We start from the raw sequence: 24,684 nt of genomic DNA, 5'->3' as shown, positions 1-24,684 counted from the left end.
ACATCCTGCAGGCCATCTGACAAAAAACAGCGCTGATTCCATTCAGGATCAAAGCGCGGGCAGGGGATATTCTGGCACGCTGCGTTTTTATCCCCAGGGAGCAGAGGATGAACCAGTTTCTTATTGCCAATGCCCAGCGGTGCATTGGCTGTCGTACCTGTGAAGTGGCTTGTGCGGTGGCGCACCAGCAGGCGCAGGATGTCGCCGCCCTGTCGACGAACCATTTCGCGCCGCGTATCCGGGTAGTGAAAAGCGGTGACATATCGACGGCGACGGCGTGCCGGCAATGCGAGGATGCTCCCTGCGCCAGCGTTTGCCCGCAAGGGGCGATTCAGCGCGACAATGACGTCTGGTGGGTCGACCAGCGGCGCTGCATCGGCTGCAAAAGTTGCATGGTGGCCTGCCCGTACGGCGCGATGACCGTTACGGTAGTGAATCAGCAGGCGCGGGCGCTGAAATGCGATTTATGCCATCATCGCGCCGAAGGACCGGCCTGCGTGGCCGCCTGCCCGACGCAGGCGCTGCGGGTCATGGTTCCCGCGGAGCTGGAAGCGCTATGCGCGCAAAAACGCCAGCGGCTGGCGCTGGCGTGAGTGGGGTCGCTGACGGGCGTTACCCGCCCGCGGCGTCAGAGGCTATGCTTCCTGTTCGCGCCAGGCGAATTCAATCTCTTCGGCGAGAATTTTCACCCCGGCCTCAATTTTTTGCGGGTCTGGCACATAGTTCATGCGCATGCACTGGTGGGTGTGCGGCCACGGCTTATCCAGACCCGGGAAGAAGTAATCCCCTGGCACCATCAGCACGCCGCGCTTTTTCAGCCGCTGATACAGCAGCTCGGTGGAGACCGGCAGGTCCTTAAACCACAGCCAGAGGAAAATGGCCCCCTCCGGTTTGTGGATCAGGCAGCGCTCCTCCGGCAGATATCGGCGAATAATGGCGATGGTTTCCTGCACCCGCTGGTAATAGAAGGGCTTGATCACCGTCTCTGACAGACGCAGCAGATCCTGTCGTTTAATCATTTCGCACATCATTGCCGACCCGATGCCGCCAGGGGCGAGGCTGATAATGCCGTTCATGTTGCTGATGGCGGTGATGATTTTCTCGTTGGCGATGATAATCCCGCAGCGGCTGCCCGGCAGGCCCAGTTTGGACAGGCTCATACACAGCACGATGTTTGGATTCCACAGCGGTCGGGCGTCGCTAAAGATAATGCCCGGGAATGGCACGCCGTAGGCGTTATCAATCACCAGCGGGACCCCGTGCTGATTCGCCAGCGCATCCAGTTTGATCAGCTCTTCATCAGTGATGACGTTGCCAGTCGGGTTGGTGGGGCGCGAGACGCAGATCATCCCGGTCTCTTCCGTCACCTGCAGATGTTCAAAATCAACATGGTACTTAAACTGGCCTTCCGGCAGCAGTTCGATGTTCGGCCGGGTGGCAACGAACAGATCCTCTTCCAGACCGGCATCGGCGTAACCGATATATTCCGGCGTCAGTGGGAACAGTACCTTACGCGTGGTGCCATCTGCCCGACGGCCTGCAAACAGATTAAATAAGTAGAAAAATGCGCTCTGACTGCCGTTTGTTAGCGCAATATTCTGTGGTTCGATCTCCCAGCCCAGCTCGTCGCGCAGCATGTTCGCCAGCAGGTTCAGTAGCTCACTTTTGCCCTGCGGACCATCATAATTACAAAGCGCATCAAGGGCTTTGCCATTATCCAGCATGTCGGACAGCAGCTGCTGGAAGTAGTCATTCATTTCCGGGATCTGAGCGGGGTTGCCGCCGCCCAGCATAATAGCGCCCGGCGTGCGCAGACCGTCATTAAGGTCTTCCATCAAGCGGGTGATGCCTGAATGACGGGTGAATTTGTCGCCGAAAAGGGAAAATGTCATCGCGAATAGTCTATCGGTGGTTCTGGAAAGTGGCTAACCATAACGCCAGCGCTAGCGTGGTGCAAATCGGCGGGAGGAGGAAGCTTTTTATCTTTATCCTGTGAATTTCTATTTTGTTAGCGTTTTGTTCTGAATGGCTCCCCGCCAGGGCGGAGAGCCACCTGTGGATTACTGCTGCTGCCCAGCCCAGATGACCATCACTTTGTCTTCACCGCTCTCACGCGCGAACCCGTAACCACGCGGCATCGACAGCGTTGTCTGTCTGCCCATGCCGATAGCCGGATGGCGAGCGCGGAACTGACCGATCTTCTGCCAGTGAGTGACGCTGCGGGCCGCCTTGCCATTAACATCCTGCCAGTTCATCTCCGAACGGGTGCCCTGCAGCGGGTCCGAGCCGGTGGGGCCGAACGGACGTGATGATTCGTCACCATAGAAAATCTGCACGGCGCCAGGGGCCAGCAGCAACAGCTCCGCCGCGGTGGTGCCGCCTTCGCGGAACAGGCGCGTATCGTGCGAGGAGAGGTAACTCAGGACGTTAAAGCTCTGCAGCTTGTCCGCCATTTGCTGCCAGGTGAGGTCAATATTAGCCATACAGGTAGCCGCTTTCGCCGCCTGGTCCTGGTAGTCGAAATTGATCATCGCATCAAAACCGTGGCGATAATAATCGCTCTGCATCACCCCATGTCCCCAGGCTTCGCCGGTCATCCAGAACGGCGCCGCATCCAGTGCTTTATCCGGATTGGCTTTCTTCCACTCCGCCAGCGCGGCGGTGGCCTGGGTTTTTAACTGCTGCCAGGTGTCCATCTCCACATGTTTGGCGGTATCGACGCGGAAGCCATCGATGCCATAGTCGCGTACCCACTGGCTCAGCCAGTGCGTCAGGTAGTCGCGCGGCGTATAGCCCGGGATCGCTTTCGCTGCGGTGTCTGGTTTATGGCTATAGAAGTTCGGCAGGCCTGAGGCTTCCTTCGATTCGGTTTTCAGGTCCGGCAGGAAGGCCAGCGACATGGTGAGATCGTCATAGCCTGGGTTGTCATAATCGCCGATATCGGTGCGGATCCACTTCTTGCCCCACCATTTCTCCCAGCCGGCTTTGTCGCTGAAGTTGATGTAGTCGTTAAAGCTATGCCAGGTCTGGCCCGCGCCCGGTTTCCAGTCCGTCCAGCGCTCGCCGAGGGTTTTTTTCAGCTCATCGCCTTGCAGATACAGGGCGCCGAACTGGAACTCCTGCATGTCGGCCAGGGTGGCGTAACCGGTATGGTTCATCACCACGTCAAACAGGATGCGTATGCCGCGCTTATGCGCTTCATCCACCAGCCGGCGGAGATCCGCTTCGGTCCCCATGTTGGCGTCCAGTTTCGACCAGTCCTGGGTGTAATAGCCGTGGTAGGCGTAGTGAGGAAAATCGCCCTTCGTGCCGCCGCCGACCCAGCCGTGGATCTGCTCAAGCGGGGAGCTGATCCACAGGGCGTTAACCCCCATCTGCTGCAGATAATCCAGCTTGCTGGTTAATCCCTGCAGGTCGCCGCCGTGGAAGGTGCCGATCTCCTGCATGCCATCTTTATGACGGCCATAGCTGTTGTCGTTGGCCGGGTTGCCGTTTACAAAGCGATCGGTCAGGACGAAGTAGACAGTGGCGTTGTGCCAGTCAAACGGCGCCGGGGCGGCGGTCTCGGCACGCTCGAGCAGCAGCAGGCCATTGCTGCCGAAGGCGGGTTGCAGGGTGATTTTGCCGCCGCTGACGGTCGCGACATTGCCGCTGTAGAAATCGCGGACCTTGCTGCCCTCGGCGAAGGTTTTGCTGACGTCGATGGTCAGCGGTTTTCCATCCCACTTCGGACACTGACGGATCTGCGGCGCGGCGGCGCTGGCCTCTTTTTCCTCCAGCGAAATCATCATTGTCGGTGTGCCGGAGCGGGTATCCACCTCCAGGGTATACAACCCCTGGCGGAAGATGCGCCATTGCGGCGGGGTGCCACGGCAGGGCTCCATGGACAGCATCTGGTTGAGCTTAATGCCGCCGGAAGGCTGCCAGCACTGCTGGTCAAAATTTAGCTGCAGAGGACGTGTACCCTTCTCAACCACTTTCTGGCTGATGAATCGGCCCGTCCCTTCTTCGGTAAAGGCAGGGAAGTCGGTGGTAGTCCAGGCGGCAAAGGCCATCCCAGGCACGAATAACGTGGCAAGCGCAGCGAGTTTCATTGCGGGATCCTGTGAGCGGTTTTTATCTAGTGTGCCTTGTTGCCGCACGGGTGAACTCCTCCTGGCGGGCGTTTTACCAGGAGGATGAAAAGGGGTGAGTGACACCGCTCAAAAAATAGGCTAAAAATGAGACGAAGCTAGCATTTTCGCACTGGCGATGCGGCGCAGAAACCGATTTCAGATGACACCAATTCGGAATTGGACTATTTCTGTTGATGCTCTCATTGCGTATTTTTGATACTATTAGCGATTCAGCTATCGTTTTTTTGTGAAACACAAGGTGTTGGAATGCATATATCCGACCAGGAGACCTGATGATATCGAATCCCATACGACGATATGGGGCCGCCATACTTATGTTACTAACCTGTGTATTTTCAGGTAGTGTGTTGGCAACAACGCACACAGCAACAAAGAGTCATAAAGCCCCAACGGTTAAGAAGATCAGTAGTACTAAGGTAAGCAGTAAACAAGAGTATTCTCGCAATAGTGTAAAGAGCAGTTCACTTCCTGACTTGCGAAAATACCCTTCCGGAACACCAAGGAAAAAAGCGTTTCTCCGGACGGTCATGCCTTATATTACCAAGCAGAATCAGGCGATTACTGCGGATCGTAACTGGCTTGTTTCCAAGCAGTACGATGCTCGCTGGTCGCCGACTGAGAAGGCGCGCCTGAAAGATATCGCTGCCCGTTATAAGGTGAAGTGGTCAGGCAATACGCGTCATGTGCCCTGGAACGCGCTGCTTGAGCGTGTCGACATTATTCCGAACAGCATGGTAGCAACCATGGCGGCGGCGGAAAGTGGCTGGGGTACCTCCAAGCTGGCGCGTGAGAACAACAACCTGTTTGGCATGAAGTGCGGCGCCGGTCGCTGCCGCGGGGCGATGAAAGGCTACTCGCAGTTCGAATCGGTGGAGCAGTCGGTGCAGGCTTATGTCACCAACCTGAACACCCACCCGGCCTATTCTTCATTCCGCAAATCGCGCCTGCAGCTGCGCAAGGCGGATCAGGAAGTGACGGCCAGCACCATGATTCATAAGCTGAAGGGTTATTCGACCAAAGGGTCGAGCTACAACAACTATCTCTTCGCGATGTATCAGGACAATCAGCGGCTCATCGCCGCCCATCTGTAATCCGGATGCCCGGCCTTGTCGCCGGGCATTTTTTTGCCCTACAGCATGACCTCGCTGTGCCGGTCACGGTACTCCTTCGGCGTTACGTCGTACTCCTTCTTAAACACCGAATAAAAATATTGCAGCGATGGGTAGCCGCACATTTGTGAAATCTCATTGATCGACAGGCTGGTGGACACCAACAGGCTGCGCGCCTTTTCCAGTTTCTCGCTGTGGATCACCGTGTGGATGGTCTCCCCGACCTCCTCTTTGAAGCGTTTCTCCAGATTGGAGCGAGAGATGCCCACGGCGTCGAGCACCTGTTCCACTTTAATGCCTTTGCAGGCGTTGTTGCGAATGTAATGCATCGCCTGAATCACGGAAGGATCGTTTAAGGACCGGTAGTCGGTGGAGCGTCGCTCAACGACGCGCATCGGCGGGATCAGCTGGCGCTGCAGCGGGAGCGCCTCGTTATTCAGCAGCCGGTGGAGTAATTTTGCCGCCTGATAACCCATCTGGCGGGTGCCCTGGGCGACGGAGGAGAGGGCGACGCGAGAGAGGTAGCGGGTCAACTCCTCGTTATCAATGCCAATAACGCAGAGTTTCTCTGGCACCGGGATATGCAGCAGCTCGCAGGCCTGCAGGACGTGGCGGGCGCGGGCGTCGGTGACGGCGATGATGCCAGTTTGCGGCGGCAGGGTTTGCAGCCAGTCGGCGAGCCGGTTTTGCGCGTGCTGCCAATTTTCCGGCGCCGTCTCCAGCCCCTGGTAGACTACGCCGCGATACTTCTCCTTCGCGACCAGCTGGCAGAAGGCATACTCGCGCTCTACCGCCCAGCGTTTACCGCTGGAGGTGGGGAGTCCGTAAAACGCGAAGCGGTGCACCCCTTTTTCCTTCAAATGGAGAAAGGCGCTTTCCACCAGCGCGGCGTTGTCCGTGGCAATATAGTGGACCGGCGGGTACTGCTCTGGCTGATGATAAGAGCCGCCGACGCCGACGATGGGCACGTGGACATCGGCCAGCAGCTTTTCAATTTCGGGATCGTCATAGTCGGCGATAACGCCATCGCCCAACCACTCTTTGATGTTTTCGATTCGTGCCCGAAAATCCTCTTCAATAAAGATATCCCACTCCAGCTGGGAGGCTTGCAGATACTCGCCGACGCCCTCAACCACCTGGCGGTCATAAGCTTTGTTGGCATTGAATAACAGCGTAATACGGTGACGCTTTTCAAACATAGATAATGTTCCTGCTCTAACCCCGGTCATACCCCTTCATTCTTGATGTTGCTGCGCACTCACCCCGGCCACGTACGCTGGTACGCGGGCCGGGTGCGCCGTCTGCAACCCGAATGATGTTGGGTATACACTACCGGCTAATGCCCGAGATATTTCAAGCGCCTTGTGGCGAAGTTTGGCGGTAGCGCAAAGAATTCAGACATTCTTAAGAGAGTCTCTCCTTAAGCGCGCCGCTTGGTGGCGGAATCCATCCACACCGCCAGCAGTAAAATGGCGCCTTTGACGATATATTGCCAGAAAGTGGCGACGTCCATCATGCTCATGCCGTTATCCAGGGCTGACATAATAAACGCCCCCATTACCGCTCCGGCGACGCTGCCGATGCCGCCCGCCAGGCTGGTGCCGCCGATGACGCAGGCGGCGATGGCGTCCAGTTCGGCGATATTGCCCGCCGAGGGCGACCCGGCGCCGAGGCGCGAGCTGAGGATCAGCCCGGCAATGGCGACCATCAAGCCGTTAATGGCAAACACCGCCAGCTTGGTACGCTCAACGTTAATTCCGGACAGGCGGGCCGCCTCCAGGTTGCCGCCGATGGCATAGATGCGACGACCAAAAGCGGTGCGGGTGGCCATAAACAGGCCTGCCAGCAGCAGGGCAGCGAGGATCAGCACCGGGGTCGGCACGCCACGATAGTCATTGAGCAGCCAGATTGCGCCCAGCACAATCACCGCGGTAATGGCCTGACGGCCAACGGCGGCGGTGGAGGATGAGGTCGCCAGACCTAACGCCTGACGGCGCATCCGCCCGCGCCACTGCCAGACGATAAACGCCGCCATGCCGACCACGCCGATGCCAAATCCAATACCGTCTGGCAGATAGCTTTGGCCGATCTGCGCCATCGCCGGGCTGGTGGGCGAGACGGTGGTCCCGTTGGTGATGCCGATCAGAATGCCGCGAAACGCCAGCATCCCGGCGAGGGTGACGATAAACGAGGGAACCTTGCGATAGGCCACCCACCATCCGTTCCACGCACCGAGCAGCAGGCCCATCACCAGCGTCACCAGGATGGTGAGCGGCAGCGGCCAGCCGAGCCAGACGTCAAAGATTGCCGCGGCGCCGCCCAGCAGCCCCATCATCGAGCCGACGGACAGGTCGATTTCTGCCGAAATAATCACAAACACCATGCCAACGGCGAGGATGCCGGTGATGGCCGTCTGGCGCAGCAGGTTGGAGATATTGCGTGCGCTCAGGTAGGCGCCATCGGTAACCCAGGTGAAAAACAGCATAATGACGACGATGGCGGCGATCATCACAAAGACCTGGAGATTCAGCCCCTTCAGCGCCGGCAAGGCGGCGGGGGCAGTTGGGGTGAGTTTGATTTCAGACGACGTGTTCTTCGACATGGCGTTCGCTCCTCAGCGCGGCTTCCATCACCTGTTCCTGGGTCAGATGTTGATTAACCAAATTGGCTTTTAGTCTGCCTTCGTGCATGACCAGCACCCGATCGCTGAGACCGAGCACCTCGGGCAGTTCTGATGAAATGACAATGACCGCGATGCCCTGCTGCACCAGCTGGTTAATCAGTTTATAAATTTCATACTTCGCCCCGATATCGATACCACGGGTGGGTTCGTCGAGGATCAGAATGCGCGGATTGAGCAGCAGACAGCGCGCCAGAATCGCCTTTTGCTGGTTGCCGCCGCTCAGGCGGCCAATCGCCAGCTCCGGCGAGGAGGTTTTAATTTTCAAACGCTGAATGGACTGCTGAATGCAGTGTTGCTCGGCGGCGTCGTCCAGGCTGCTCATCGCGCCGGTGAACTGGTTGAGCGCCGCCAGGGTAATATTTTTGCCCACCGCCATCACCGGCACGATGCCGTCTTTTTTGCGGTCTTCCGGCACCATGGCGATGCCGTGGGCAATGGCCTGCTGGCAGTGAGTGATGCTCACCGGCTGGCCATCAATAAAGATCTCCCCTTGCCAGCGCCCCGGCCAGACGCCGAACAGGCACTGTACCGCCTCGGTACGCCCGGCGCCGACCAGCCCGGCGATGCCGAGGATTTCCCCGCGACGCAGGGAAAACGAGACGTCATTGACGCGTTTAATATGGCGGTTAACCGGGTGCCAGGCGGTTAAATGTTCGACCCGCAGGATCTCCTCGCCGTGGGCGTGCGGCTCGCTGGGATAGAGCGCGGTGAGCTCGCGGCCGACCATCATGGTGATGATATCGTCTTCGCTCATGCCGCTGGCGTCGCGGGTGCCGATGTGCTGGCCATCGCGGATCACGCAGATCGTGTCGGAGATCGCTTTGACCTCATTGAGCTTGTGAGAAATATAAATGCAGGCGATACCGTGGTTTTGCAGATCGCGAATGATCGTCAGCAGCGTCGCGGTCTCTTGTTCGGTTAAGGAAGCGGTCGGTTCGTCGAGGATCAGCAGACGAACCTGTTTATTCAGCGCCTTGGCGATCTCCACGAGCTGCTGCTGACCAAGGCCGAGGTCGCCGACGCGGGTGTCGGGCGATATGGGCAGATTGACCTGCGCCAACAGCTTCTGACAGCGCAGCGTCATGGTTTCATAATCCAGCAGACCGTGGCGGGAGATCTCGGCGCCGAGGAAAATATTCTCCAGCACGGTGAGATGTTTCACCAGCGCCAGCTCCTGGTGAATAATGGCGATGCCTTTGCGTTCGGTATCGCGAATATGGTTTGCCTGCAGCGTTTCGCCGGCAAAAATAATCTCGCCCTCATAGCTTCCGTGCGGATAGATACCGCACAGCACCTTCATCAGCGTCGATTTCCCCGACCCATTTTCACCGCATAACGAGACCACTTCGCCAGCGTTAAGACGCAGGCTGACGTTATCCACGGCTTTAACGGCGCCGAAGGTTTTGGTGATGTTCTTCATTTCGAGTAGCCAGGCCATAAAGACTCCGCAAAAGTGATATCCGGCGGGATGAAAATGACGCCCCGCAGCGGGGCGTCAGCCATTACAGTTCACTCTTTTTATGGAAACCGTCTTTAATAACCGTGGCGTCGATATTCTCTTTATTCACCTCAATTGGCGTTAACAGGCGCGAAGGGACATCTTTTAAGCCGTTATTCAGCGTGGTATCGGCCTTCGGCTGTTTATCGTTACCCAGCTCAACGGCGATTTCAGCGGCGCTGGTGGCCAGGGTGGTAATCGGTTTATAGACGGTCATTGTCTGGGTACCGGAAATAATGCGCTTCACGCCCGCCAGATCAGCATCCTGACCGGAGATCGCCACTTTGCCGGCCAGCCCCTGGGCGGTTAAGGCCTGGATAGCGCCGCCGGCCGTAGCGTCATTGGAGGCGACCACGGCATCGATCTTGTTATTATTCGCCGTCAGCGCGTTTTCCATTATTTTCAGCGCGTTCTCCGGCAGCCAGCCGTCAACCCACTGATCGCCGACAATCTTAATTTTGCCTTCATCCACATACGGCTTGAGGACCTTCATTTGCCCGGCGCGGAAAAGTTTGGCGTTATTATCCACCGGCGAGCCGCCCATCAGGAAATAATTACCCTGCGGCACTTTGTCGACCAGACTTTGCGCCTGCATTTCACCAACTTTTTCATTGTCGAAAGAAATATAAAAATCAATGTCAGCATTATTAATCATACGGTCATAGGCCAGGACTTTAATACCTTCCTGCTTGGCTTCTTTAATAACATTGCTGAGCACCTGACCGTTATAAGGAATAATGACTAACACATCGACGCCGCGGTTGATCATATTTTCAATTTGCGACATCTGCGTTTCTTCATTGCCATTGGCGGACTGGACAAAAACTTTGGCGCCTAAGGATTCTGCTTTATTGACGAAAATATCACGGTCTTTCTGCCAGCGCTCCAGACGCAGATCGTCGATGGCCATGCCAATCTTCACTTCTTTCGCCATCCCCGCCATGCTGGCGAGGAGGAGGGAGCTGGCGCAAAGTGTAAGGCAAAGGTTCTTTATCTTCATAATAACGATACCTTTTTTGTAAGGGTAGGTAAGACGAACGGAAAAATAATGTTTGATACATGAGGTTGCGGATACGTTACAGATTCTTAACGCGGAAAGCAGGGCTGGCAATTACCGGTTCTTATTTTGCCGTTATGAAATTTCGTTTAATGTGCAAATTATGACGGCGATCGTATTTTATTCATGCACACTCTTATTATTGCACTGGACTTGTCCGGCAAGGCGCGGAGAAGGCGGAAGTATATTATTTTTTGCGAGCTGGCGCACGTTTGTGGATTCTCTCAATGGCGGTGTGAAATAACGTAATTGAGGAGATGGAAAGTGAAATTCTATATTGGCTTAAACCCGTCATACTTCAAGTTGTAGGTGGGTTGGTGACATTCGTTGCTCCGACCTCTTGCTGGCGCCAGCGCCTGGAGGTTCACGCTCTTGCCGCCTTCCTGCAACTCGAATTATTTAGGGTATCTGATTGGTTATTCGCCGCATCTCTGAATATGGAGTTCTCTATGCAGACCTATTTCGATCAACTCGATCGCGTTCGTTACGAAGGCCCGAAATCCACTAACCCGCTGGCTTTCCGTCACTACAACCCGGATGAACTGGTGCTGGGCAAACGGATGGAAGATCATCTGCGTTTTGCGGCCTGTTACTGGCATACCTTCTGCTGGAATGGCGCCGATATGTTTGGCGTGGGCTCCTTTGACCGTCCATGGCAGCAGCCTGGCGACGCCCTGGAGATGGCCAAACGTAAAGCCGATGTGGCGTTTGAATTCTTCCACAAACTCAACGTGCCTTACTACTGCTTCCACGATGTCGATGTCTCGCCGGAAGGCGCCTCGCTGCAGGAGTACAGCAATAACTTCGCCCGGATGGTCGAGGTGCTGGCAGAGAAACAGCAGCAGAGCGGCGTGAAGCTTCTGTGGGGTACCGCAAACTGCTTTACCAACCCGCGCTACGGCGCCGGCGCGGCCACCAACCCGGATCCGGAAGTGTTTAGCTGGGCGGCCACCCAGGTGGTCACCGCGATGAATGCTACTCATCAGTTGGGAGGCGAAAACTATGTGCTGTGGGGCGGTCGCGAGGGCTATGAAACCCTGCTGAATACCGACCTGCGCCAGGAGCGTGAACAGATTGGCCGCTTCATGCAGCTGGTGGTGGAGCATAAGCATAAAATTGGCTTTAAAGGCACGCTGCTGATTGAGCCCAAACCGCAGGAACCGACCAAGCATCAGTATGACTATGATGCCTCTACCGTTTACGGCTTCCTCAAACAGTTTGGTCTGGAAAAAGAGATTAAACTGAATATTGAGGCTAACCACGCGACGCTCGCTGGCCACTCGTTCCATCATGAAATCGCGACGGCCATTGCGCTGGGGCTGTTCGGCTCCGTCGACGCCAACCGCGGCGATCCGCAGCTGGGCTGGGATACCGATCAGTTCCCGAACAGCGTCGAAGAGAACGCGCTGGTGATGTATGAAATTCTCAAAGCGGGCGGCTTCACCACCGGCGGTCTCAACTTTGATGCGAAAGTGCGCCGGCAGAGCACCGATAAATACGATCTGTTCTATGGCCATATCGGCGCGATGGATACCATGGCGCTGTCGCTGAAAGTTGCGGCGCGGATGATTGAGGACGGTGAGCTGGATAAACGCGTGGCCAGACGCTACGCCGGCTGGAACGGTGAGCTGGGGCAGCAGATCCTTAACGGGCAGATGACCCTGAGCGACATTGCCCAGTATGCCACTCAGCATCAGCTGGCGCCGCAGCATCGCAGCGGCCAGCAGGAACAACTGGAAAACCTGGTCAACCATTATCTGTTTGATAAGTAATCATGCGGCGGCGCCCGGCGTGACCGGCGTCGCAACCAGGATGCTCTGTTCGCGCCACGCTCAGCCGTGGCGCGCGTTTAAGGAGAGGTAGTATGTATATCGGCATCGATCTGGGAACATCGGGCGTCAAAGCCATTCTGCTCAATGAGCAGGGTGAGGTAGTGGCATCGCATACCGAAAAACTCACCGTCTCGCGTCCGCATCCGCTGTGGTCGGAGCAAGATCCCGAACAGTGGTGGCTGGCGACAGACACGGCGATGAAAGCCCTGGGCGCGCAGCATAGCCTGCGCGACGTGAAGGCGCTGGGGATCGCCGGGCAGATGCACGGCGCCACGTTGCTGGATAAATCGTTACAGGTGCTGCGTCCGGCCATTTTATGGAATGACGGCCGCTGCGCCGAAGAGTGCCAGCTGCTGGAGGAAAAAGTCAGCGCTTCCCGGCAGATCACCGGCAACCTGATGATGCCGGGCTTTACGGCGCCGAAGTTACTATGGGTGCAGCGCCACGAGGCGGCGGTGTTCAACCAGGTCGATAAAGTGCTGCTGCCGAAGGATTATCTGCGCCTGCGCATGACCGGCGAGCTCGCCAGCGACATGTCTGACGCCGCCGGTACGATGTGGCTGGACGTCGCCCGGCGTGACTGGAGCGATGAGATGCTCGCCGCCTGCGATCTCAGCCGGGACGCGATGCCGGCGCTGTTTGAAGGCAGCGATGTCACCGGGCAACTGCGTCCTGAGGTGGCGCAGGCGTGGAATATGCCGCAGGCGCTGGTGGTGGGCGGCGGTGGCGACAATGCCGCGGGCGCGGTTGGGGTCGGAATGGCCGACGCCGGCCAGGCAATGCTGTCGCTGGGTACCTCAGGCGTATATTTCGCGGTCAGCGAAGGGTTCCTCAGCAAACCCGAAAGCGCGGTGCACAGTTTCTGCCATGCGCTGCCGGGCCGCTGGCATCTGATGTCGGTGATGCTCAGCGCGGCCTCCTGTCTGGACTGGGCGGCGAAATTAACCGGCCTGGCCAGCGTGCCGGCACTGATCGCGGCGGCACAGACGGCGGATGAAAGCGCCGGTCCGGTGTGGTTCCTGCCCTATCTGTCGGGCGAACGCACGCCGCACAACAACCCACAGGCTAAGGGCGTCTTTTTTGGCCTGACGCATCAGCATGGGCCGGCAGAGCTGGCGCGGGCGGTGCTGGAAGGGGTGGGCTATGCGCTGGCGGATGGCATGGACGTGGTACACGCCTGCGGCATCAAGCCGCAGAGCATCACGCTTATCGGCGGCGGGGCGCGCAGCGCTTACTGGCGGCAAATGCTGGCGGATATTAGCGGCCTGCAGCTCGATTACCGTACCGGGGGCGATGTCGGCCCGGCGCTGGGGGCGGCCCGGCTGGCGCAACTGGCGGTTCACGACGAGGCAGACCGCGCCGGGCTGCTGAAGCCGCTACCGCTTGAACAAGCCCATCACCCGGACGATCGCCGTGTGGCCCACTATGCGCCACAGCGGGAAACCTTCCGCCAGATTTATCAGCAACTGAAACCGCTGATGTCTTAGCCTCAGTCCGTCCGGCAGCGCCGGGCGGATTCCCTCCCTGAATGTCCCGGCTACATCCATCCAAAAAAGCGTATTTGTTTATTCCGAAATCACCGCTTTGCCGTGCATAACCTGCGGCATCGTCGGGTGACTCGGTCATAATCAGCCCGTGTCGACCAGGGAGGTGAGATGAACACAAAACGTAATATTGCCAGGGTGATGATGGCAGCAGGATCGCTGGTTTATCTACTCGGTATCTGGCGAACCTGCCCGTTGTTTAGCGGTAAAGGTTATTTTCTCGGCGTACTGGTGATGGGGATGTTTGCCGTCCTCGCCCATCAGCGCGCCAGCCAGTGGCAGGAACAGGACGACGGCTTTATTGCCTTATGTCGGCTGGTGCTGCTGCTATCGGTCGGCCTGCTGCTGGTCGGCGCCTGGTATGTGCCGGCAGACTGGCATGAAAAAGCCGTCTATATCGCGGCATGGTTTGTCTGCTTATATGGCGCATCGGCAACCCCCGAACGGACCCGCGTCGCCCGCGCGATGCAAAAAACGGAATAAGCGCCGCCCCGAGGCGCGTAAAAGGTAAAAAGTAATGGAAAACAAGCACGCGACGTATTCTCCTGCGTTTCATTTGATCTCCTGGATTGCCCTGATCGGCGGCATCGTCACCTATCTGGTGGGACTGTGGAATGCCGATATGCAGTTGAATGAGAAAGGCTATTATTTTGCCGTCCTGGTTCTGGGGCTGTTTGCCGCGGCATCTTATCAAAAGACGGTGCGCGATAAGTATGAAGCCATTCCGACCACCGCGCTGTACTACACCACCTGTCTGGTGGTCTTCGTTATCGCTGTAGGTCTGCTGGTTATCGGGCTGTGGAATGCCACTCTGCTGCTCAGCGAGAAAGGGTTCTATGGGCTGGCGTATTTTTTGAGCCTGTTTGGCGCTGTTGCGGTGCAGAAAAACGTGCGTGATGCCTGGGACCCGACGCGCTTACGGGAACCTCTCAGCGTGACGGAAGAGGGGCCTGAGTCGTAAGTCGGGCCCCTCTGGACGGCGGGCCGTTAGCTGACCAGCCGGCGGCTATCAACCCGCTGCACCAGGCCTGACAGCAGCAGGCTGCCAAGCAGAGCGGCGCTAAAGATCCACACAATGTCCAGCAGCGGCCAGCGGGTCAGTTCCAGATGGCTGGCGCGCAGCGCATGCACTATCAGGGCATGGAACCCGTAGATCCCCAGCGAATGTCGCGCAATGCAGGCGATACCGGGCAGGGGACGCGCGTTAAGCCAGTTTTTAGCGAGCGTCAGCAGGGTGACCGCGCAAACGAACACCGCCGGTCCGCAGTAGAGATACCAGGTGTCGCCGAAGTCTCCGCGCCAGCGCAGCTCATGCAACGTTCCGCGTGAAATGGCCCACACGGCGGCGATGAACAGCGCGGCGCAGAGCGGGGTCAGCCATTTTTTATCGGTGTCCAGGGTGCCAATGGCTCTGCCCAGCACGCCGTAGAGCACGTAGTAGAAGGTGTCGCCGTTGATATAGAGGTTGACTGGCAGCCACTCAATCCCGGCGGCTTTGACGCTGACCATATTGGGGTTGGCCAGAATACCGAGGATCGCCATCAGCGCCAGCAGCATTTTGCCGCTGACGGATTTGACCTGAATCAGCGGCGAGAGCAGGTAGATGACGGTGATAGCAAAGAAAAACCACAGGTGGTAGAAGACGGGCTTCTGCAGCAAATTCTTTAACGATAGCTCGACGTTGATATGGGTAAACAGCGCGATATACAGCAGAGACAGCGCGCTATAGAACGCAATGCACAGGCCGATCCGCCAGAAATGGCGCGGCTGGGCGCTACGTTCCCCAAAAAACAGGTATCCCGAGATCATAAAAAACAGCGGCACACTGACGCGGGAGGCGGAATTGAGCAGATTGGCGATGTCCCATTCCATAAGGGTAATTGCATGCGGATGAGTAATATACCAGCTGGTACTGTGGATCATCACCACCATCATGCAGGCGATACCGCGCAGGTTGGTGATCCAGTGTATCTTTTCTTGCATCAGTCCCTCAAAGTCTGCTGGCGAAATAAGGTCTGACCCGCCTTATGCCCCGGTGTCGCAATAGATTAGTCTGAGTTTTCGATCACAGACTTGTCGTGGTTTCATGATATTCGCAAAATACCTGTAATACTGAATCTTTACGATAACAACTTGCTAACAAGGCGGTGGAGGAGTACGTGGTGAAAGGTGTTGTTTCCGTTATGCTGGTGCTACTCCTCGCGGGTTGTAGCGAGACCATATCTCCGCCGGCGCAAAAAGCGCAGCGTGCGCGCATTACGCCGCAGACTACGCTCAATATGGCGCAGCTTTGCAAGGATCAGGCCGCTATCCGCTACAACACGCAAACGCAGCTCGTTGACGTGAACCATTTTGAACAATTCCAGGCGAGCTACGAGCTTTCGGGGCGGACCGGCAAGAATGAGCGTTTCATCTGTTCCTTTGACCCGGACGGCCAGTTTATGCATCTTTCGATGCGCTGAATCGACCCCGGCTGGCGTAAATTTCGTCCGTTTTCCTGAAACAACGCCGTTTCGTACTGTATATCTCGCAGCCAGCGGGTATACTGACTCCTTCCTTTAAATCCACACGTATCCAGCACGAAATCATATGCAAAAGTTTGATACCAGGACCTTCCAGGGCCTGATCCTGACCTTACAGGATTACTGGGCTCGTCAGGGCTGCACCATTGTTCAACCACTGGACATGGAAGTCGGCGCCGGCACCTCTCACCCGATGACCTGCCTGCGCGCGTTAGGGCCGGAGCCAATGGCGACCGCCTACGTGCAGCCTTCCCGTCGTCCAACCGATGGCCGCTATGGCGAAAACCCGAACCGTTTACAGCACTACTATCAGTTCCAGGTGGTGATTAAGCCCTCTCCGGACAACATTCAGGAGCTGTACCTCGGATCGCTGAAAGAGCTGGGTATGGACCCGACCATTCACGATATTCGTTTTGTCGAAGACAACTGGGAAAACCCGACGCTGGGTGCCTGGGGTCTGGGCTGGGAAGTGTGGCTCAACGGCATGGAAGTGACGCAGTTCACCTACTTCCAGCAGGTGGGCGGCCTTGAGTGTAAGCCGGTGACTGGCGAGATCACCTACGGTCTGGAGCGTCTGGCGATGTACATCCAGGGCGTGGACAGCGTTTATGACCTGGTCTGGAGTGACGGCCCGCTGGGTAAAACCACTTACGGCGACGTGTTCCACCAGAATGAAGTGGAGCAGTCCACCTACAACTTCGAATACGCCGACGTCGACTTCCTGTTCTCCTGCTTCGAGCAGTATGAGAAAGAGGCCCAGCAGCTGCTGGCGCTGGAGACCCCGCTGCCGCTGCCGGCCTATGAACGTATTCTGAAAGCGGCTCACAGCTTTAACCTGCTGGATGCGCGTAAAGCCATCTCCGTCACCGAGCGTCAGCGCTATATTCTGCGCATTCGCACCCTGACTAAAGCAGTGGCGGAAGCGTACTACGCTTCCCGTGAAGCGCTCGGCTTCCCGATGTGCAACAAGAATAAATAAGAGGCGGCCATGTCTGAGAATACTTTTCTGGTGGAAATCGGCACTGAAGAGCTGCCACCAAAAGCGCTGCGCAGCCTGGCGGAATCTTTTGCTGCGAACGTGACCGCGGAGCTGGATAACGCCGGCCTCGCACACGGTAAAGTGGAATGGTTTGCCGCCCCGCGTCGTCTGGCGCTGAAGGTAGCCAACCTGGCGGCGGCGCAAGCCGATCGCGAAGTAGAAAAACGCGGCCCGGCTATTGCCCAGGCGTTCGATGCCGAAGGCAAGCCAAGCAAAGCGGCCGAAGGCTGGGCGCGCGGCTGCGGCATCACCGTTGATCAGGCCGAACGTCTGACCACCGATAAAGGCGAGTGGCTGCTCTATCGCGCCCATGTGAAGGGCGAAAGCACCGAAGCCCTGCTGCCGAACATGATTGCCAGCTCGCTGGCGAAGCTGCCGATCCCGAAACTGATGCGCTGGGGCGCGTCTGACGTCCACTTCGTGCGTCCGGTTCACACCGTCACCCTGCTGTTGGGCGATCGGGTTATTCCGGCGACCATTTTGGGTATCGCTTCTGATCGTATTATCCGCGGCCATCGCTTTATGGGTGAGCCGGAGTTCACTATCGACCATGCCGACCAGTATCCGCAGATCCTGCTGGAGCGCGGTAAAGTCATCGCCGATTACGAACAGCGTAAAGCCAAAATCAAAGCCGATGCGGAAGAGGCGGCACGTAAGATTGGCGGTCAAGCCGATCTGAGCGAAAGCCTGCTGGAAGAAGTCACCTCGCTGGTGGAATGGCCGGTGGTGCTGACGGCGAAGTTCGAAGAAAAATTCCTCGCGGTGCCGTCCGAAGCGCTGGTTTACACCATGAAGGGCGACCAGAAGTACTTCCCGGTCTACGACAACGCCGGCAAACTGCTGCCGAACTTTATCTTCGTGGCCAACATCGAGTCCAAAGATCCGCAGCAGATCATCTCCGGTAACGAGAAGGTGGTTCGTCCGCGTCTGGCCGATGCTGAATTCTTCTTCAACACCGACCGTAAAAAACGTCTGGAAGATAACCTGCCGCGTCTGGAAACCGTGCTGTTCCAACAGCAACTTGGGACCCTGCGCGACAAGACCGATCGCATCCAGGCACTGGCGGGTTGGATTGCCGAGCAGATTGGCGCTGACGTGAACCACGCGACCCGCGCGGGCCTGCTGTCCAAGTGCGACCTGATGACCAACATGGTCTTCGAGTTCACCGACACCCAGGGCGTGATGGGGATGCACTACGCGCGCCATGACGGCGAAGCGGAAGATGTGGCCGTGGCGCTGAACGAGCAGTATCAGCCGCGCTTTGCCGGCGACGCGCTGCCGTCTAACCCGGTGGCCTGCGCGGTGGCGATTGCCGATAAGATGGACACCCTGGCGGGTATCTTTGGTATTGGTCAGCATCCGAAAGGCGATAAAGACCCGTTCGCGCTGCGTCGTGCCGCGCTGGGCGTGCTGCGTATCATCGTTGAGAAGAACCTGAATCTCGATCTGCAAACGCTGACCGAAGAAGCGGTGCGTCTGTACGGTGAGAAGCTGACCAACGCCAACGTGGTTGATGAGGTGATCGACTTCATGCTGGGCCGCTTCCGCGCCTGGTATCAGGATGAAGGCTATAGCGTGGACACCATCCAGGCCGTACTGGCGCGTCGTCCAACTCGCCCGGCGGATTTCGATGCACGCATGAAGGCGGTATCGCACTTCCGTACCCTGGAAGAGTCCTCCGCGCTGGCGGCGGCGAACAAACGTGTCTCCAACATCCTGGCGAAATCCGACGAGACGCTGAACGATATCGTTCACGCTTCGGTGCTGAAAGAAGCGGCGGAAATCAAGCTGGCCGGCAATCTGGTGGTGCTGCGCGACAAACTGCAGCCGTATTTCGCCGCAGGCCGTTATCAGGATGCGCTGATCGAGCTGGCTGCGCTGCGCGAGCCGGTGGATGAGTTCTTCGAGAACGTGATGGTTAACGCTGAAGACAAAGATGTTCGCATCAACCGTCTGACGCTGCTGTCCAAACTACGTGAACTGTTCCTGCAGGTAGCGGATATTTCTCTGCTGCAGTAAGCGTATCGGAAATAATAAAAGACCTGCCTCAGGGCAGGTCTTTTTATACGTGAAATATAAATAGGTGAACCGTTAATAATTCTGCCATTGATATCTTCATTATTTGCATTCATCGAGAAGAAATGTTTTAGGAATATATAAACATAATTCCGTGAAGTATTTACGCTAGAATGGCGGCGGGTGCTTGAGACTGTGTGTCTCAGGTATTCAGCGGGAGACAGACAGAGAAAAGCCCCACCTGATAGTAATCAAAGTGAGGCTCCCCTATGCATGAACACCATAAGAGTAGCCTCTTACTTGTTGAAAATCAACACTGGAGGCGAGGAATGCCGCAAAAGTATCTGTTGTTTGGCTTAGTAGTGATTTGCTTCACTATTTTATTATTGACCTGGATGGTTCGTGATTCGCTATGTGAATTACAGCTCAGGCAGGGAAATATTGAGCTGGTGGCATTCTTAGCCTGTGATATTAAACAGTAAGAGCATCTGGTGGGGATTTATCCCCACCATGCTTGCAGTGTCAGGCATTCTCAATGCACCCTTTCATTGTTCACCAAATAAATCATTTGCCTCCTGATATCAGGAGGCCTTTTTATTTTTACACGATCGTTGAATAAAACAGGCTTGCAACGCATACCGGAGTGTGGCTATCCTATGCCCCGACGAATTCCTCGTCTCACTGGAGCGCGCCCCACAAATGAACAAACACGACTGATGAATTTCACGCCTTACCTCGCAGACGTTGCGGGTAGGGGAGTATTGATTTCATTCAGGAGTGCTTATGGCTCATTGCGCCCACATCCCCGCTTTTGTTTTACATCAGGTCACCTGTCAGTTTGCGACGGGAGATACGCTTTTTGGTCCGCTGAATTTATCGCTGGAATCGTCGCTTTGCGGCCTGGTTGGCCGTAACGGCGTTGGTAAGACGCGTCTGCTACGTCTGTTGGCCGGTCTGGATTCCCCCGCCGACGGCTATATCGAGCGCGCGGCTTCTATTGCCTGGGTGGCGCAGCAGCCGAACGTCACGCCAGAGATGACCCTCGCGGCGCTGCTGGGCTATGCGCCGATATTTGATGCCTTGTCTCGCCTTGAGCGAGGTAACGGACTGGCGGATGATTTCGAGTTGTTGGATGGCCACTGGGATCTATCCGATCGCCTGAGTTTAGCTTTCCGTGAAGCCCATCTCCCGCCGTTCTCTGCCGATCGCCCCGCTTTTTCACTCAGCGGCGGCGAGCGGATGAAGGCCCTGCTGTGCGGCGCCTTTGTCTCGGGTGCCGATTACCTGCTGCTGGATGAGCCCACTAACCATCTGGACCGCCAGGGGCGGGAGTGGCTCTATCACCAGCTGGAAAGCTGGCAAGGCGGAGCCCTGATCGCCAGCCACGATCGCGAGTTGCTGACCCTGATGCCTGAGATTATTGAGCTGACACCGACGGCGCTGCGCAGCTACGCCGGCAACTATGATGAATATCAGCAACAGCGCGAGGCGGCGCAGCAGGCTGCGCGCGCGGCGCTGGAACATGCGGCGACCGAGCGACGGCGGACCCGTGCACGGATGCAAAAGGAGCATGACGCCGCCCAGCGGCGATCGGCTCAGACGCTGCGGACCGTTGATACACTGAATATCGCCTCGTTTGAACGCGTGAAGTACAAAGGCGCGGCAAAAGAGCGCCCGGGAACGCTGCGCCGTCAGCATCGTGAACAGAACAGCAGTCTGAATGCCGCTGTGCAGCAGGCACGGGAGCGGGTAGAAGACGACAATCCGGTGATGTTCACGCTGCCGGGTAGCGAAGTGGCCGCCGGCAAGCAGGTTCTGGTGGTGGAGTCATTACAGCTCGCCCATTCACCGGCTGCACCGCTGAACTGGCGCATGGATGGTCCCATGCGCGTCGCGCTAAAGGGGCCGAACGGCTGCGGTAAAACCACCTTGCTAAAAACGCTATTGAGGCTGGAGCAGGCCGTCTCCGGCGATGTCCGGTTGTCGGTGAGCGCGGCTTATCTGGATCAACATCTGACGCAGCTGGATCTGTCGTTATCGGTCATGGCGCACCTGAGCCTGGACGATACCCCGCTGGATGAGGGCCTTCTGCGTACCCGTCTGGCGCAGCTCCAGCTGGGTGCGGATAAGGTCACTCTGCCGCTGGCGGCGCTCAGCGGCGGTGAGCGCCTGAAAGCGGCCCTGGCATGCGTGCTCTGGAGGCGCGATCCCGCCCAGCTGCTTTTGCTGGATGAGCCGACCAATCATCTCGATTTAGCGTCGACACAGGCTATTGAAAGCGCGCTGGCGGCGTTTCCCGGCGCGATGCTGGTGGTGTCACATGACGAGGCATTTTTACACGGTCTGAAGCTGACCCATAGTCTGGCGTGGCGGGAGACGGGCTGGCACTTTTCCCGGCTCTGAATGCCCAACAGCCGCCATTGTATGCTGGCGGCTATTGGCGACAGATAAAAAAAATCCCCGCCATCAGGCAGGGATTCTTGATTCTTAGCGGCTTGAACTTACAGAGAAGTTACGTTGCCAGCTGCCGGGCCTTTAGCGCCGCTTTCGATGGTGAAGGAAACTTTCTGACCTTCGTCCAGGGATTTGTAGCCTTCGTTCTGGATAGCAGAGAAGTGTACGAACACGTCTTTAGAACCATCGTCAGGAGTGATGAAGCCGAAGCCTTTGTCAGCGTTGAACCATTTTACGATACCAGTCATTTTACCGGACATAGTGAATTACCTTTAAAAAAAATAAGTGAGCCTTGCGGCGTAGCGGTCTGGACTACAGATTTAAACCGATAAAGGGAAAGTTCACTACGGGGGTATCTTTGGATAACCTTTGAAGGACTGCTCTATTCGACTGCTCTGTGGTCTGTACATCAAACCTGCGAGCATTAACGCACGTTCAGCACCTGATAGCAAACTTTTTTTACGGTGCAGCGGCAAAAGCCCCCTTACTGACCCATGCCGCTGCGCGCTGGATTAATCGAGTAACTGTCGTGAAAGCTGTGGATTGGCCTGAATCAGGCGCATCAATTTCAGCTCGGTAGGGGACGGTCTAACCCGTCTCGACTCCCACTCTCTTACCATGGCGACGCTCACGCCCATGGCGTTGGCGAAGTCGTCAATCTTAAGTCCAGTGCCTTTACGCAGTTGTTCAAATTCACTAAACACAGTGGACTTACGGTTTGAGGTAATTATCTGATTATCATCCTTAAAAACGATGTGTTCCAGGCTGCTCAGCAGTTCAAACACAGGATCTTTATATTCCATTGAGAACTCCTTTTATCACACAGCGGAAGAGATTTTTCTAAAGCTCTTTAAGAATAGTCAGAAAAAGGCACCCGCGATGGTAACGTCCGTGATTATTTGCCAACAGGCTATCGAATCGGGCCCGGCAGCCAAACGGCAGTAGGGCCTAATAGGATGATTATTAACGGTATCAAATGGCTTCGAAAATTTTTGTAAACGGATAAGAAAAAAGCAGATAAGCCGGCGCAGTGCCGCCGGCTTAGCGATCAGGCTTTCTGCAGGCCTCTCGCGTCGTCCGCGTTGGCCGGTGCGGGTTTACTGAACCGGTATTTGATCAACAGCGCGATGGCTGACAGGAACGCCGGGATGGCCAGCAGGGTGAATATGGTCTCAAAGGAGAGCTGCGCCTGCATGAGGAAGGCCCCGCTGAACGCGCCAAGGATCCCGCCGAAGCGGCCGATACCCAGCATCCAGGCGACGCCGGTGGCACGCCCCTGCGTCGGGTAGAAGCCTGCCGCCAGCGCGGGCATCGACGACTGCGCGCCATTCATAATACTACCGGCGATAAACACCATCACCCCCATCAGCGCCAGGCTGCTGGTGGAGAAACCGACCAGGCAGACGCAAACGCCAGTCAGCAGCCAGCCAACGGCCACCACCTTGTTGGGATTGATCTTGTCCATCAACGCGCCGAGGATCAGCACGCCAATTCCGCCGCCCAGCGGGAACAGGGCGGTGATAATGGAAGCCTGACTCATCGAGGCGCCGGTTTCGCGGATCAGCAGCGGTAGCCAGCTGGTCAGAAGATAAAAAATCAACAGCCCCATAAAGTAGGTCAGACACAGCATCACGGTACCTACCGCGTAGCGAGGGGAGAAAATGACGCCGATAGACGATTTCTCTTTTACCTGGCCTGCTTCGCGCAGCTCAAAGTCGACGACGTCCGGTAACGGCGCGATGCGCTTCAGGATGGCGGCAATGCGCTGCGCTGGCTGCTGCTTCACCACCAGATAGCGGGCAGACTCCGGCAGCAGAAAAATTAACGCCACGGCCAGCAGGAGAGGCATCACGCCACCCAGCACCAGCACGCTCTGCCAGCCATAGTGCGGGATCATCCAGGCGGATAAAAAGCCGCCCAGCGACGACCCCATCGGAAAGCCGACGAACATCAGGTTCACCAGCAGCGCCCGACGGCGCTCTGGCGCATATTCGCTCATCAGGGTGGCCGCATTCGGCATCGCCGCGCCGAGCCCCAGACCGGTCAGGAAACGCAGCAGCGTCAGCTGGTTAAGACTGGTAGCGAAGGCGGTGAGCAGGCTGAATCCGCCGAACACCACGATCGACATAATCAGCACTTTTTTGCGGCCGATACGGTCAGCCAGCGGTCCCGCGGTTAAGGCGCCGACCGCCAGACCCACCAGCGCGGCGCTCATCACCGGGCCGAGCGCCGATTTCTCCACGCCCCATTCTTGTACCAGGTCGGAGGCGATAAATCCGATGATCGCGGTGTCGAATCCGTCCATCGCGACGGTGATAAAGCAGAGCGCAAGGATCATCCACTGGTAGCGGGTGAAGGGGTGCTCGTTGATAAAGGCCTGAATGTCGATGGTTGTCTTAGTCATACGGCTTTCCTGGCAGACTGAGCGAGGGACAGAGGTCTGTTGTTATCGTCGTCCTCGCGTCGTTGAGTTTGATTTGTGCGATAATCGAACGTATCGCCGTTAATCGCTCATTTATCAAATCATCGAAGTGGGGGGGCAGGCAATCCAGGCGCGCGCCAAAGCGTGCGATTATCGTCCGCTTTAGCGCACCACGTTGCGTAGATGCTTTTTAGTGTCATTAAAATCAAATAGTTACGTGACATTCGCTTGCGGAATGTGAAGACCATATTTGTGATGTGCATAACAGACGCTCTACACCGTGACGATGGCGTGCGGAATGGCGTTTTTCCTGCGTAAGATTAGCAGTAAAGGGTATCCTGCGAGGCCGAGCTGGACTATCCTTGTCAGCGT

The 24,684-nt window shown here is 56.9% G+C and carries 21 protein-coding genes; 11 read left to right on the top strand and 10 right to left on the bottom strand.

Features of this window, described 5'->3' with window-relative positions:
- Positions 1-107: 107 nt before the first annotated feature.
- A complete protein-coding gene (locus CWM58_RS11570; RefSeq protein ID WP_100680955.1) occupies positions 108-593 on the top strand; it encodes a 4Fe-4S dicluster domain-containing protein in 486 nt (161 codons plus the stop codon).
- A gap of 42 nt (positions 594-635) precedes the next feature.
- Here CWM58_RS11570 and avtA read toward each other — a convergent pair whose 3' ends face one another.
- Positions 636-1,892 carry a valine--pyruvate transaminase gene (avtA, locus tag CWM58_RS11565; RefSeq protein WP_100680954.1) on the bottom strand — a complete coding sequence of 419 codons (1,257 nt, stop codon included), beginning with the start codon at positions 1,890-1,892 and terminating at the stop codon, positions 636-638.
- Between the two features lie 168 nt (positions 1,893-2,060).
- Positions 2,061-4,094 (bottom strand): alpha-amylase, encoded by a 2,034-nt coding sequence (locus CWM58_RS11560; protein WP_100680953.1) that lies wholly within the window; start codon positions 4,092-4,094, stop codon positions 2,061-2,063.
- A 314-nt stretch (positions 4,095-4,408) separates the two neighbouring features.
- Between CWM58_RS11560 and CWM58_RS11550 the strand changes: the two genes are divergently transcribed.
- Positions 4,409-5,227: a protein bax gene (locus CWM58_RS11550; protein WP_008806871.1), complete on the top strand. Its 819-nt coding sequence runs from the start codon at positions 4,409-4,411 to the stop codon at positions 5,225-5,227.
- A 38-nt stretch (positions 5,228-5,265) separates the two neighbouring features.
- Here the strand turns inward: CWM58_RS11550 and xylR are convergent, their stop codons facing one another.
- From xylR to xylF, 4 genes are all read right to left on the bottom strand, one after another.
- The gene (gene xylR, locus CWM58_RS11545) at positions 5,266-6,444 is read right to left on the bottom strand and encodes a D-xylose utilization transcriptional activator XylR (protein WP_004145231.1); all 1,179 of its coding nucleotides are present in this window, start codon (positions 6,442-6,444) and stop codon (positions 5,266-5,268) included.
- Between the two features lie 221 nt (positions 6,445-6,665).
- Positions 6,666-7,847 (bottom strand): xylose ABC transporter permease XylH, encoded by a 1,182-nt coding sequence (xylH, locus tag CWM58_RS11540; protein ID WP_008806873.1) that lies wholly within the window; start codon positions 7,845-7,847, stop codon positions 6,666-6,668.
- Positions 7,825-9,366: a xylose ABC transporter ATP-binding protein gene (locus CWM58_RS11535; RefSeq protein WP_100676491.1), complete on the bottom strand. Its 1,542-nt coding sequence runs from the start codon at positions 9,364-9,366 to the stop codon at positions 7,825-7,827. Before CWM58_RS11535 ends, xylH begins: the two co-directional genes overlap by 23 nt.
- A 64-nt stretch (positions 9,367-9,430) precedes the next feature.
- Positions 9,431-10,426 (bottom strand): D-xylose ABC transporter substrate-binding protein, encoded by a 996-nt coding sequence (xylF, locus tag CWM58_RS11530; RefSeq protein WP_061152988.1) that lies wholly within the window; start codon positions 10,424-10,426, stop codon positions 9,431-9,433.
- A gap of 506 nt (positions 10,427-10,932) precedes the next feature.
- On the opposite strand from xylF, the gene xylA reads away from it, so the two are divergent.
- The 4 genes from xylA to yiaA all read left to right on the top strand — a co-directional run bounded on the left by xylA (position 10,933) and on the right by yiaA (position 14,820).
- On the top strand, positions 10,933-12,255 hold the full coding sequence (gene xylA, locus CWM58_RS11520; RefSeq protein ID WP_008806876.1) for a xylose isomerase: 1,323 nt from the start codon (positions 10,933-10,935) through the stop codon (positions 12,253-12,255).
- Between the two features lie 92 nt (positions 12,256-12,347).
- The gene (gene xylB / locus CWM58_RS11515) at positions 12,348-13,802 is read left to right on the top strand and encodes a xylulokinase (protein WP_061152989.1); all 1,455 of its coding nucleotides are present in this window, start codon (positions 12,348-12,350) and stop codon (positions 13,800-13,802) included.
- A gap of 168 nt (positions 13,803-13,970) precedes the next feature.
- On the top strand, positions 13,971-14,342 hold the full coding sequence (gene yiaB / locus CWM58_RS11510) for an inner membrane protein YiaB (RefSeq protein WP_008806878.1): 372 nt from the start codon (positions 13,971-13,973) through the stop codon (positions 14,340-14,342).
- Between the two features lie 34 nt (positions 14,343-14,376).
- The gene (gene yiaA, locus CWM58_RS11505) at positions 14,377-14,820 is read left to right on the top strand and encodes an inner membrane protein YiaA (RefSeq protein ID WP_012540331.1); all 444 of its coding nucleotides are present in this window, start codon (positions 14,377-14,379) and stop codon (positions 14,818-14,820) included.
- A gap of 26 nt (positions 14,821-14,846) precedes the next feature.
- Here yiaA and CWM58_RS11500 read toward each other — a convergent pair whose 3' ends face one another.
- Positions 14,847-15,842 (bottom strand): acyltransferase, encoded by a 996-nt coding sequence (locus tag CWM58_RS11500; RefSeq protein WP_074386976.1) that lies wholly within the window; start codon positions 15,840-15,842, stop codon positions 14,847-14,849.
- Between the two features lie 179 nt (positions 15,843-16,021).
- Between CWM58_RS11500 and CWM58_RS11495 the strand changes: the two genes are divergently transcribed.
- The 5 genes from CWM58_RS11495 (at position 16,022) to CWM58_RS11470 (ending at position 21,839) form a co-directional block, all read left to right on the top strand.
- The gene (locus CWM58_RS11495; protein WP_077598891.1) at positions 16,022-16,321 is read left to right on the top strand and encodes a YsaB family lipoprotein; all 300 of its coding nucleotides are present in this window, start codon (positions 16,022-16,024) and stop codon (positions 16,319-16,321) included.
- Between the two features lie 127 nt (positions 16,322-16,448).
- Positions 16,449-17,360 (top strand): glycine--tRNA ligase subunit alpha, encoded by a 912-nt coding sequence (gene glyQ, locus CWM58_RS11485; RefSeq protein ID WP_004205014.1) that lies wholly within the window; start codon positions 16,449-16,451, stop codon positions 17,358-17,360.
- A 9-nt stretch (positions 17,361-17,369) separates the two neighbouring features.
- The gene (gene glyS / locus CWM58_RS11480) at positions 17,370-19,439 is read left to right on the top strand and encodes a glycine--tRNA ligase subunit beta (RefSeq protein WP_074386978.1); all 2,070 of its coding nucleotides are present in this window, start codon (positions 17,370-17,372) and stop codon (positions 19,437-19,439) included.
- A 326-nt stretch (positions 19,440-19,765) separates the two neighbouring features.
- Complete coding sequence (hokA, locus tag CWM58_RS11475; protein WP_012967075.1) at positions 19,766-19,918, top strand: type I toxin-antitoxin system toxin HokA; 153 nt, start codon at positions 19,766-19,768, stop codon at positions 19,916-19,918.
- A 301-nt stretch (positions 19,919-20,219) separates the two neighbouring features.
- Positions 20,220-21,839: an ATP-binding cassette domain-containing protein gene (locus CWM58_RS11470; protein WP_100680952.1), complete on the top strand. Its 1,620-nt coding sequence runs from the start codon at positions 20,220-20,222 to the stop codon at positions 21,837-21,839.
- Between the two features lie 98 nt (positions 21,840-21,937).
- Here CWM58_RS11470 and cspA read toward each other — a convergent pair whose 3' ends face one another.
- The 3 genes from cspA to CWM58_RS11455 form a co-directional block, all read right to left on the bottom strand.
- The gene (cspA, locus tag CWM58_RS11465) at positions 21,938-22,150 is read right to left on the bottom strand and encodes an RNA chaperone/antiterminator CspA (protein ID WP_004126446.1); all 213 of its coding nucleotides are present in this window, start codon (positions 22,148-22,150) and stop codon (positions 21,938-21,940) included.
- Between the two features lie 252 nt (positions 22,151-22,402).
- Complete coding sequence (locus CWM58_RS11460) at positions 22,403-22,693, bottom strand: HTH-type transcriptional regulator (RefSeq protein WP_061152993.1); 291 nt, start codon at positions 22,691-22,693, stop codon at positions 22,403-22,405.
- A 245-nt stretch (positions 22,694-22,938) separates the two neighbouring features.
- Positions 22,939-24,294 (bottom strand): MFS transporter, encoded by a 1,356-nt coding sequence (locus CWM58_RS11455; protein ID WP_061152994.1) that lies wholly within the window; start codon positions 24,292-24,294, stop codon positions 22,939-22,941.
- Between the last annotated feature and the right edge of the window lie 390 nt (positions 24,295-24,684).

Origin of the sequence: Klebsiella sp. H-Nf2 (assembly GCF_002806645.1) — a bacterium.
Taxonomy (GTDB): domain Bacteria; phylum Pseudomonadota; class Gammaproteobacteria; order Enterobacterales; family Enterobacteriaceae; genus Klebsiella; species Klebsiella variicola.
The sequence above is the reverse complement of the archived record's forward strand: the minus strand, read 5'-3'. Positions and strand labels throughout refer to the sequence as shown.

What these genes read in the sequence shown, in the direction of transcription:
- xylR (WP_004145231.1), bottom strand. Translation starts at nt 6,444, where the DNA reads ATGTTTGAAAAGCGTCACCGTATTACGCTGTTATTCAATGCCAACAAA.
- xylH (WP_008806873.1), bottom strand. Translation starts at nt 7,847, where the DNA reads ATGTCGAAGAACACGTCGTCTGAAATCAAACTCACCCCAACTGCCCCC.
- CWM58_RS11535 (WP_100676491.1), bottom strand. Translation starts at nt 9,366, where the DNA reads ATGGCCTGGCTACTCGAAATGAAGAACATCACCAAAACCTTCGGCGCC.
- CWM58_RS11455 (WP_061152994.1), bottom strand. Translation starts at nt 24,294, where the DNA reads ATGACTAAGACAACCATCGACATTCAGGCCTTTATCAACGAGCACCCC.
- xylA (WP_008806876.1), top strand. Translation starts at nt 10,933, where the DNA reads ATGCAGACCTATTTCGATCAACTCGATCGCGTTCGTTACGAAGGCCCG.
- cspA (WP_004126446.1), bottom strand. Translation starts at nt 22,150, where the DNA reads ATGTCCGGTAAAATGACTGGTATCGTAAAATGGTTCAACGCTGACAAA.
- yiaB (WP_008806878.1), top strand. Translation starts at nt 13,971, where the DNA reads ATGAACACAAAACGTAATATTGCCAGGGTGATGATGGCAGCAGGATCG.
- CWM58_RS11550 (WP_008806871.1), top strand. Translation starts at nt 4,409, where the DNA reads ATGATATCGAATCCCATACGACGATATGGGGCCGCCATACTTATGTTA.
- avtA (WP_100680954.1), bottom strand. Translation starts at nt 1,892, where the DNA reads ATGACATTTTCCCTTTTCGGCGACAAATTCACCCGTCATTCAGGCATC.
- xylB (WP_061152989.1), top strand. Translation starts at nt 12,348, where the DNA reads ATGTATATCGGCATCGATCTGGGAACATCGGGCGTCAAAGCCATTCTG.
- glyQ (WP_004205014.1), top strand. Translation starts at nt 16,449, where the DNA reads ATGCAAAAGTTTGATACCAGGACCTTCCAGGGCCTGATCCTGACCTTA.
- CWM58_RS11470 (WP_100680952.1), top strand. Translation starts at nt 20,220, where the DNA reads ATGGCTCATTGCGCCCACATCCCCGCTTTTGTTTTACATCAGGTCACC.
- xylF (WP_061152988.1), bottom strand. Translation starts at nt 10,426, where the DNA reads ATGAAGATAAAGAACCTTTGCCTTACACTTTGCGCCAGCTCCCTCCTC.
- CWM58_RS11500 (WP_074386976.1), bottom strand. Translation starts at nt 15,842, where the DNA reads ATGCAAGAAAAGATACACTGGATCACCAACCTGCGCGGTATCGCCTGC.
- hokA (WP_012967075.1), top strand. Translation starts at nt 19,766, where the DNA reads ATGCCGCAAAAGTATCTGTTGTTTGGCTTAGTAGTGATTTGCTTCACT.
- CWM58_RS11560 (WP_100680953.1), bottom strand. Translation starts at nt 4,094, where the DNA reads ATGAAACTCGCTGCGCTTGCCACGTTATTCGTGCCTGGGATGGCCTTT.
- CWM58_RS11460 (WP_061152993.1), bottom strand. Translation starts at nt 22,693, where the DNA reads ATGGAATATAAAGATCCTGTGTTTGAACTGCTGAGCAGCCTGGAACAC.
- CWM58_RS11570 (WP_100680955.1), top strand. Translation starts at nt 108, where the DNA reads ATGAACCAGTTTCTTATTGCCAATGCCCAGCGGTGCATTGGCTGTCGT.
- yiaA (WP_012540331.1), top strand. Translation starts at nt 14,377, where the DNA reads ATGGAAAACAAGCACGCGACGTATTCTCCTGCGTTTCATTTGATCTCC.
- glyS (WP_074386978.1), top strand. Translation starts at nt 17,370, where the DNA reads ATGTCTGAGAATACTTTTCTGGTGGAAATCGGCACTGAAGAGCTGCCA.